We start from the raw sequence: 538 nt of genomic DNA on the forward strand, positions 1-538 counted from the left end.
CCTTCTTCGATAAAGCGCGCGACGACCGCCTCACCGATCCCGGTGGCGCCGCCGGTTAGCAGCGCCACTTGTCCTTCAAGCCTTGCAGTCACATCGTTCCTCCCGAAGATCGCGGGTTCTCGATCACTGATCGAACATCCCGACGCGGCCTTCCTGAAGGTTGACCACGACCGACTTTGTCTGGGTGTAGTGGTTCAGCACTTCATGGCTGAATTCACGCCCGAAGCCGCTCTGCTTGTAACCGCCCAGCGGCATGTTGGCCTTGAGGTTGTAGTAGCGGTTGATCCAGACCGTGCCGGTTTCAAGCTGGCGCGCGATCCGGTGGGCGCGGGCAAGATCCTTGGTCCACACGCCGCCGGCCAGGCCGTAGGTGGTGGCATTGGCCTGCTGCATCATGTCGGCTTCGTCGTTCCAGCTGATGACACTGGTCACCGGCCCGAAGATCTCCTCCTGCGCGATGCGCATTGTGTTCTTCACATTGGTGAACACCGTCGGCTTGATGAAGTTGCCACCCGCCAGATTTGCAGCATCGGCGCGG

At 61.0% G+C, this 538-nt stretch carries 1 protein-coding gene; it reads right to left on the reverse strand.

The features are described from left to right. Positions 1–123 precede the first annotated feature (123 nt). On the reverse strand, positions 124–538 hold a 415-nt coding region (locus NZK81_RS21460), incomplete at its 5' end, for an aldehyde dehydrogenase family protein (RefSeq protein ID WP_260047990.1).

This window comes from Novosphingobium mangrovisedimenti, from assembly GCF_025153475.1.
Taxonomy (GTDB): Bacteria; Pseudomonadota; Alphaproteobacteria; order Sphingomonadales; family Sphingomonadaceae; genus Novosphingobium; species Novosphingobium mangrovi_A.